Source organism: Thomasclavelia saccharogumia DSM 17460, from assembly GCF_000686665.1.
Lineage (GTDB): Bacteria > Bacillota_I > Bacilli_A > Erysipelotrichales > Coprobacillaceae > Thomasclavelia > Thomasclavelia saccharogumia.
Genome location: NZ_JMLH01000038.1, coordinates 20,751 through 29,252 on the forward strand (window position 1 = coordinate 20,751; position 8,502 = coordinate 29,252).

General features: G+C 33.4%; 3 protein-coding genes. All 3 read left to right on the forward strand.

Annotated features, from left to right (window positions below; all coding sequences use genetic code 11):
* The first annotated feature begins 89 nt into the window (after window positions 1–89).
* Window positions 90–1,049 (forward strand): 6-phosphofructokinase, encoded by a 960-nt coding sequence (pfkA, locus tag BR82_RS0109205; protein WP_027089954.1) that lies wholly within the window; start codon window positions 90–92, stop codon window positions 1,047–1,049.
* 31 nt (window positions 1,050–1,080) lie between these two features.
* The gene (gene pyk / locus BR82_RS0109210; RefSeq protein ID WP_027089955.1) at window positions 1,081–2,517 is read left to right on the forward strand and encodes a pyruvate kinase; all 1,437 of its coding nucleotides are present in this window, start codon (window positions 1,081–1,083) and stop codon (window positions 2,515–2,517) included.
* 180 nt (window positions 2,518–2,697) lie between these two features.
* The coding region (locus BR82_RS0109215) for a glycoside hydrolase family 2 TIM barrel-domain containing protein (RefSeq protein WP_027089956.1) at window positions 2,698–8,502 on the forward strand (5,805 nt) is incomplete at its 3' end.

Sequence of the window (8,502 nt, forward strand, 5' to 3'; positions counted from 1 at the left end):
TTTATGATAAAATATTAAAGATTTGATGGAAACATCAATCTTTTTATGTTAAAATGTCTTGGAAATAAAGGTTATAAGGAGGAGAAAGAATGGTTAAGTGTATTGGTGTATTAACATCTGGTGGAGATGCTCCGGGAATGAATGCAGCCGTTCGAGCTGTAGCAAGAACTTGTTTGAATAAAGGAATCGAAGTATATGGGGTTCGTTTAGGATATAAAGGTTTATATGAAGGTGATTTTATCAAATTTGATCGTCATAGTACACGAAATATTATTAACTTAGGGGGAACATTTTTAAAGTCAGCACGTTTTCCGGAATTTAAAGATCCTGAAATTAGAAAAGCTGCAATTGAGCAAATGCGAAAAGTAGGTATGGAAGCGTTAGTTGTTATTGGTGGGGACGGTAGTTATACTGGTGCTTTAAAACTTACTGAAATGGGGGTCAACTGTATTGGAATTCCTGGAACGATTGATAATGATATTCCAAATACAGATTATACAGTTGGATTTGATACAGCTTTAAATACAATTGTTGATGCTTTGGATCGTTTAAGAGATACATCAAGTTCACATCAACGTTGCACTATTCTTGAAGTAATGGGACGTCGTTGTGGTGACTTAGCGATTAATGCGGGGATTGCAGCTGGGGCAGAAATGATCATTACTAGCGAAATTGGTTATGATGAAGCAGAAGTAATTGAAAGATTAAAAGCTTCTAAAAAATCAGATAAAAAACATGCAATCGTTGTTATTACTGAACATATTACTGATGTTAATGAATTAGCAAAAAAAGTAGAAGCTGAAACAGGTTTTGAAACTCGTGCAAATGTTTTAGGTCATATGCAAAGAGGTGGTCGTCCATCAGCACGTGATCGTGTACTTGCTTCACGTATGGGGGTATATGCGGTTGAATTATTAGAAGCAGGTAAAGGTGGACTTTGTGTGAGTGAAGTTCATGGAGAAATCAAAGGTTTAGATATTACAGAAACTTTATCTCAAAAGCGTAAGACAGATTTTGGTATTTACGAAGATGCAATGAAGCTTCGTTAATATAAATTAATGTAAGGTGAGGATATTAGGTATGGTATTTGAATTGAAAGAAAGAAAAAAGAAAACACGTGTTGTTTGTACGATTGGACCGGCAAGTGAAGATGAAAAAATGTTAAGAAAATTAATTCTTGCTGGGATGAATGTAATGAGACTTAATTTTTCTCATGGTGATTATGAAGAACATGGTGGAAGAATTGTTACAGCTCGTAAATTAAGTAAAGAATTAAATAAAAATATTGCGATTTTATTAGATACTAAAGGACCTGAAATTAGAACAGGTGATTTTGTGGGTGGTAAAACTGAATTTAAAAAAGGTCAAGTTGTTACTATCTGTCAAGAGGATATTGAAGGAACAAGTGATCGTTTTACAATAACTTATAAAGAATTGTATCAAGATGTTAAACCTGGTGGGTTTATTTTGGTAAATGATGGTCAGGTTGAATTATTAGTTGATCATGTTGAAGGAACTGATATTGTTTGTGTATGTGCAAATGATGGTGTAGTTAAAAATAAACGTGGAATCAACGTGCCTGGAATCAAATTAGGATTTGATTACTTATCACCAAAAGATACAGCTGATATAACTTTTGGATGTGAACAAGGAGTAAACTTTATCGCAGCATCATTTGTTAGACGTGCACAGGATGTTTTAGATGTTAAAAAATTATTGATTGAAAATGGACATCCAGAAATTCAAATCATCGCTAAAATCGAAAATAGCGAAGGTGTTGATAATATGGATGAAATATTAAAAGTAGCTGATGGAATCATGGTAGCTCGTGGTGATTTAGGAGTAGAAGTTCCTGCTGAAGATGTACCTTTGATTCAAAAGAAATTAATTAAAAAATGTCGTGCAGCAGGTAAAGTAGTTATTACTGCTACTCAGATGTTAGATAGCATGCAGGAAAATCCACGACCAACACGTGCTGAAGTAAGTGATGTTGCTAATGCTATTTATGATGGTACTGATGCGATTATGTTATCTGGCGAATCTGCTCAAGGTAAGTATCCTGAAGAAGCAGTTATGACGATGACTAAGATTGCTTTAAAAACAGAAGAAACTTTAGATTATGCTTCATCGTTAAGAAAAGCAATTAGAACAGCGCCTGAAGATCCTTCAGAAGCTATTTGTATGTCAGTGGCTGAAATTGCATCTAAATTCAAAGTTTCAGCAATTGTAGTATATACAGAAAGTGGATCAACTGCTAAACGTGTATCTCGTTATCGTCCTGAATCAATGATCATTGCTGCTACACCATATGAACCGGTAACTCGTTCTTTAGCTTTGAACTGGGGAGTAAAAGGTGTTGTTTGTAAATGGATGGGAGATCGTGTCTCTCAAATAGAATACGCACAGATTCTTGCAAAAGAAAATGGTGTTGAACCAGGTGAACAAATTTTAATTACGGCCGGAACTCCAGGAGTTGGCGGAACTACAAGTTATTTAGAATTAATAACTGTAAAATAAGGAAGCTGATCTGTTCAGCTTTTTTTGTTTACACTATTTTAAGGTTTATTTAATGATTTGATTGAATTCTTGAATATAAAGAATAAATTCTTTCCTATGAATAATAAAATTTTATATTACAATTTAAGACTTTAACTGGTAAAATAATTAATATAAGGGAAAAAGGAGGATGATAGAAAAATGAAGAAGATTATGCCTTCTATATTGGTTAGTGCGATGACTATTGGATGTCTTGCAACTTCTGGACAAATATTAGTTAGTGCAGCTAGCCCATATGAAGGAGAATCATGGTATGATGAATTAGAGATCGTTGAAGAAAATCGTGAGTATGCACGCTCTAGTTTTATCCCTTATCATGATGCTAAAGTTGGAATGGATAATGAAAAGTCTGCATTATCAAAAGATCCTTCAAAATCGAATTACTATGCATCACTAAATGGTGAATGGGATTTCAAATTTGTTCAAAATCCGGCACAACGTATTAGTGATCCAGATGATAATACGATTAATTGGGACAGTGAAGGATGGGACAAAATCAATGTGCCAAGTAATATCCAGACAATTAAAAATGAGGATGGTAGTTTTAAATATGAACCACCGATCTATAGTAACACACGATATCCTTGGCAAAATTTTGAAAGTGTTGAGTTGAATGCTGCTAATGCTCATGCACCTACAGTAAATAATAGTGTAGGACATTATCAACGTAATTTCAAAATAAGTGAAGATTGGAATGGACGACAAGTATTTGTATCATTCCAAGGTGTTGAGTCAGCTTTTTATGTCTATGTAAATGGACAAAAAGTTGGTTATGGTGAAGACAGCTATACTGCCGATGAGTATAATATTACCCCTTATTTAAACACAGATGCTAATGGTAGTATTGCTGGACAAGAAAATACTATTTCAGTTCAAGTTTATCGCTGGTCAACAGGTAGTTATCTAGAAAATCAGGATTTTATTCGAATGAGTGGTATTTTTAGAGATGTGTATTTATATTCTAAGGATACAGTAGAGTTAAGGGATTTCTTTATTAAACAGCAGTTAGATGAAAATAATGAAGATGCTACATTAACTATTGATGCTTCAGTTAGAAATCTTGCTGATGAAAATGGCGGGGATTATACAGTTGAAGCTCAACTTTATTCAAATGAGAATGATGATCCAGTTTTAGATGAACCTATTAAAATGGAATATACTTTAGATCCTGCTAAAGATAATCTTGAAGAATTGATCGATGATTTAGGAGTTGAAAAAACTGGAAGTGCTAATGTTACTAATCCATTAAAATGGTTTGCAGATTCACCTAATTTATATCGTGTTGTTTTACAATTGAAAGATAGTAAAGGTGAAGTTATTGAAACAGCAGTACAAAGAATTGGATTTAGAAAAATTGAAAATGTTGTTATCAATGATGCTGGTCAACAACAAATGCAGATCAATGGTGAAAAGATTATGTTCCGTGGAACAAATCGTCACGAAACATCATTAGATAAAGGTCGAGCAATTGGTAAAGAAGAAATTATAACTGACTTAAAGATGATGAAAGAACATAATATTAATGCTATTCGTACTTCACATTATCCAAATAATACTTTAACTTATGATTTAGCTGATGAATTTGGAATTTATATGTGTGATGAGGCAAATATTGAAACACATGTTGGTGCAACTTCTTCAAATTTACCTAACACAGGTATTTGGAACAATGCGGTGATGAGCCGTACTCAAAATATGGTTGAACGAGATAAAAATCATGCTTCAGTAGTAATTTGGTCTTTAGGAAACGAAGCAACTTATACAAATTATGCATTGACAGATGATTTTCCATTCTGGAATTCAACAAGATGGATTCTACAAAGAGATCCAAGTCGTATTCGTAAATACGAACGTCAAAATCGCTATGGTGCTACACGTGAAGAATCTATGGTAGATATTTACAGTTCACAATACTGGGGAGTATCTAGTGTAATTTCACAAGTAACAAATACGAATAACAAATTACCTTATATTCAATCAGAATATGCCCATTCAATGGGGAATGCATTAGGTAATTTAAAAGAATATTGGGATGTATTCCGCAGTTATGAGAATGCTCAAGGTGGTTTTGTTTGGGATTGGATCGACCAATCTATCGAAACAAAAGTAATTAATACCGAAAGTTATACAGTCACAGATACTAAAACTAATACAGTTGGTACAGTTGTTGGTTCATTAACTGAGGGTAGAAATGGAACGAAAGCAGTAAATGGGTATGTTACACTTCCAGCTAAAACAGATTTAACGGCTAATTCTAGCACGGGTCTTACTTTAGATGCCTGGGTAAAATATAATGGTGGTGCAAGTGGCGATCAAGCTATTTTATCTAAAGGTGATACTGGTGGTTATAACTTAAAAATTGATAGAAATGGGAAGCTTGAATTCTTTGTCAATGGATGGACTGCTGGAACTTTAACGACAGCGCTTCCTACTGATTTTTCTGATGGCAACTGGAAGCATTTAACTGCTACTTGTGATGCTGCTGGAAATTATAAATTATATTATAATGGTGAGTTAATAGCTCAATTAGCTAATAAAGCTACAGCACCATTTGATACAAATTCACTTAGCATTGGTGTTGGATATGATCCAGAAAATTCTGGACGTACTTGGAATGGTGCTATTGATAGTGTTAAAGTATTAAATCGGGCTTTAACAGCCGAAGAAATTGCAGCTGATAATATCAGTGAAACAGATACAAGTGTTGTTTATGCAATGGATTTTGCAGATAGCAAAATAACTACTACAGGAACTAATTATGAAGATGAAACATATTGGGGATATGGTGGAGATTGGAATGATCAACGTGTAAATGATGCCAATTTCTGTGGTAATGGTATCGTTAATGCAGATCGTACAGCTTCTGCAAAAGTGTTAGATGCTAAAAAAGTTTTCCAAGAAGTAAATTTCTATAATGATGGAAAAGCTGCTGATGGTACAGTACGTATCGTTAATGAATTTTTAAATACTAATTTAAATAAATACAATGTTTCATGGCAGTTCAAAGAAAATAATAAAGTATTAAAAGAAGGTACTTTATCTGAAGAACAAAAAGATTTAGCTCCTTTATCACAAAAAGAAATTACATTGGATTTACCGGATGTTGAAAAAGTAGAAGGTAGAGACTATTTCTTAGAATTCCAGGTTACATTAAAAGAAGATCAAATGTGGGCTGGTGATTATAGTGGTCATGCTGGTGATACTATTGCTTATGAGCAATTGAATTTAGCATATGTTACTACGATTACTCAACCATCAATAGATGGTAATAATGAATTTAACAGTGTTGATGAAACAGATGAAACATTGAATATTACTGGTAACGTAAATGGTAATGATTATGCATTGTCATTAGACAAAACAACAGGTTATATCACAAATTATACATTTGCTGGTAAGACGATAATGAACGAAGGACCTACACCTAATTATTATCGAGCAATGATTGATGATGATGTATATGAAACAGATGATGAAAATCTTATTAATACAAAAGATCATTTTAATGTATCTGATGTAAAAGTAACAAAAGGAACTAATTTAGTGCAGGTTGAAGTAACTGGAAGCCTTGATGGAAGTAACTCACCTAATACGATCAGTTATCAAATTTATGGTAATAGTGAGGTCGTTGTTACTAACACAGTTACTCCAGCGACAACTATTTCTGGCTCATTGAAACGAATCGGAATGAAATTAAATGTTCCAACCGAATTTAGTAATTATACATATTATGGTCGCGGACCATTTGAAAATTACAATGATAGAAATACTGGAGCATTAATTGATGTATATAAAACAACTGTTGATGCAATAGATGCAGAAAATAAATATTTAAAACCACAAGAAAATGGAAATAGAACTGATGTTCGCTGGGCTGCAGTAACTAATGATGCTGGTGTTGGATTTATGATCGCTGCTCAAGATGATATGAATAGTTCTGTATCACGTTATGAAGATGAAGATATGGCAGGTAATCGTCATATGTATCAAGTTTCAAAATCTGACCATATTGTTCTTAATGTTGATCAAGTACAACGTGGATTAGGTGGAGCTGCTTGTGGACCAGGACCATTAGATCAGTATACGATCAAAAAAGGGCAAACTTATTCACATACATTTAGAATTGTTCCAATTACCACTGATGATGTAGATACACTAATGGAACAAAGCAATAGAAACACTCAATCAAGTTTACCAATTAAATCTATTTTAGTAGATGGTTTAGAACTTGATGGATTTGATGTGAATAATGATTCATATGAAGTTAAGTTATTAAAAGGTTCATATGATAAACTTCCTGTAGTAGATGTAGTTACTACTGATGATAATGTTGTTGTTGAAAAATTTAGTCAGCCAGATAGTTTACCAGCAGTTGTGGTAATCAAGGCAACATCTAGTTATGGTATTACAAAAACTTACACGATTACATTTAGAGAAGTAGATGAAACATATGTTTCAGATATGGAATGGACGATAGATGAAGGTGGATATTTTGCAAACAGCAGAGACGTATGTGATGCTAATCCGATTTCATTATATGTAGATGGTGTTGTAACTAATTTTACTAAAGGTGTTGGGGCTCATGCTCCAAGTAGAGTTGGAGTAAATATAGCTGGTAAAGGTTATACTAATTTGAAAGGTATTATTGGTATTAATTCTAATCAAACTACTACTGCAGATGATCGTGCTGATGTAATCTTTAGAGTATTTGCAGATGGTGAAGAAATTTATAATTCTGGTCAAATGAAAGCATTACGTTCAAAAGAAATTGACATTGATGTAACAGGTAAGAGCAATATTATCATGCAGGTTGATACTAATGGTAATGACTATAATGACCATGCTTCATGGGCAGAATTAAGATTTACAGTTGAAAGCACTGTTGATATTGATAAGAGTGGATTACAAGCAAAATATGATGAATTTAAAGATTATGTAGAAAGTAATTATACTGTAGAATCATGGACAGAATTTAAGATAGCTTTAGATAATGCAAAGGCTGTTTTGGATGATGAAAACGCTACTCAAGCAGCAGTTGATAATGCTAAAATTGAATTAGAAAGAGCAGCAGGATTATTAGAGGAAGCAGTTATTCTAGATTTTAGTAAGTTAGAAGAACAAATTTCAGCAGCTGATTTAATTAATCAAAATCTTTCTAAATATCAAGATGGTGAAGAAAAAACAGCATTTATAGCAGCTTATCAGGTCGCTAAAGATACTTTATCTACTGCTAAAAACCAAGAGGCAATAGATAATGCAGCTATAGCTCTTAAAGATGCTATGACGGCTTTAAAAGAGATTGTTATCTTAGATAAAGAAGAACTTAGCCAAGCAGTAAATGAAGCAAGCGGATTGAATTTAGATTTATACAAAGATGGATCTGCAAAAGATGCCTTCAAAGAAGCTCTTGCAAACGCAACTGAATTATTGAATACAGCAACATCACAGGCACAAATTGATGAAGCTTTAGAAGTTCTTAATACAGCAATGGCAGCTCTTGAAAAAATAGAAGTTGAAGATCAAGTAAACAAAGGGGCTTTAGAAATAGCAGTAGATATTGCCAGTCAAGTTAGTGAAGCTGATTTGGATAAAGTTGTTCCTGCTGTTGTAAATGAATTTAGAGCTGCTTTAGATGAAGCAAAAACGGTATTAGCAGATGAAGAAGCTGCTCAAGAAGCAGTAGATAACGCATTTGATCGTTTGGCTCAAGTAATGTGGAAATTAGAGTTCTACAAAGGTGATAAGACATTATTACAAGATCTAGTAAACAAGATAGATGCATTAAATAGAGCTGATTATAGTGAAGGATCATGGAATGCAATGTTACCAGTATTGACTGAAGCAAAAGATGTATTAGCTGATGAAAATGCAATGCAAAATGAAGTAGAAGAAAGTTATACTAAATTAATCAAGGCGTTCTTAGAATTAAGATTGAAACCAAATAAA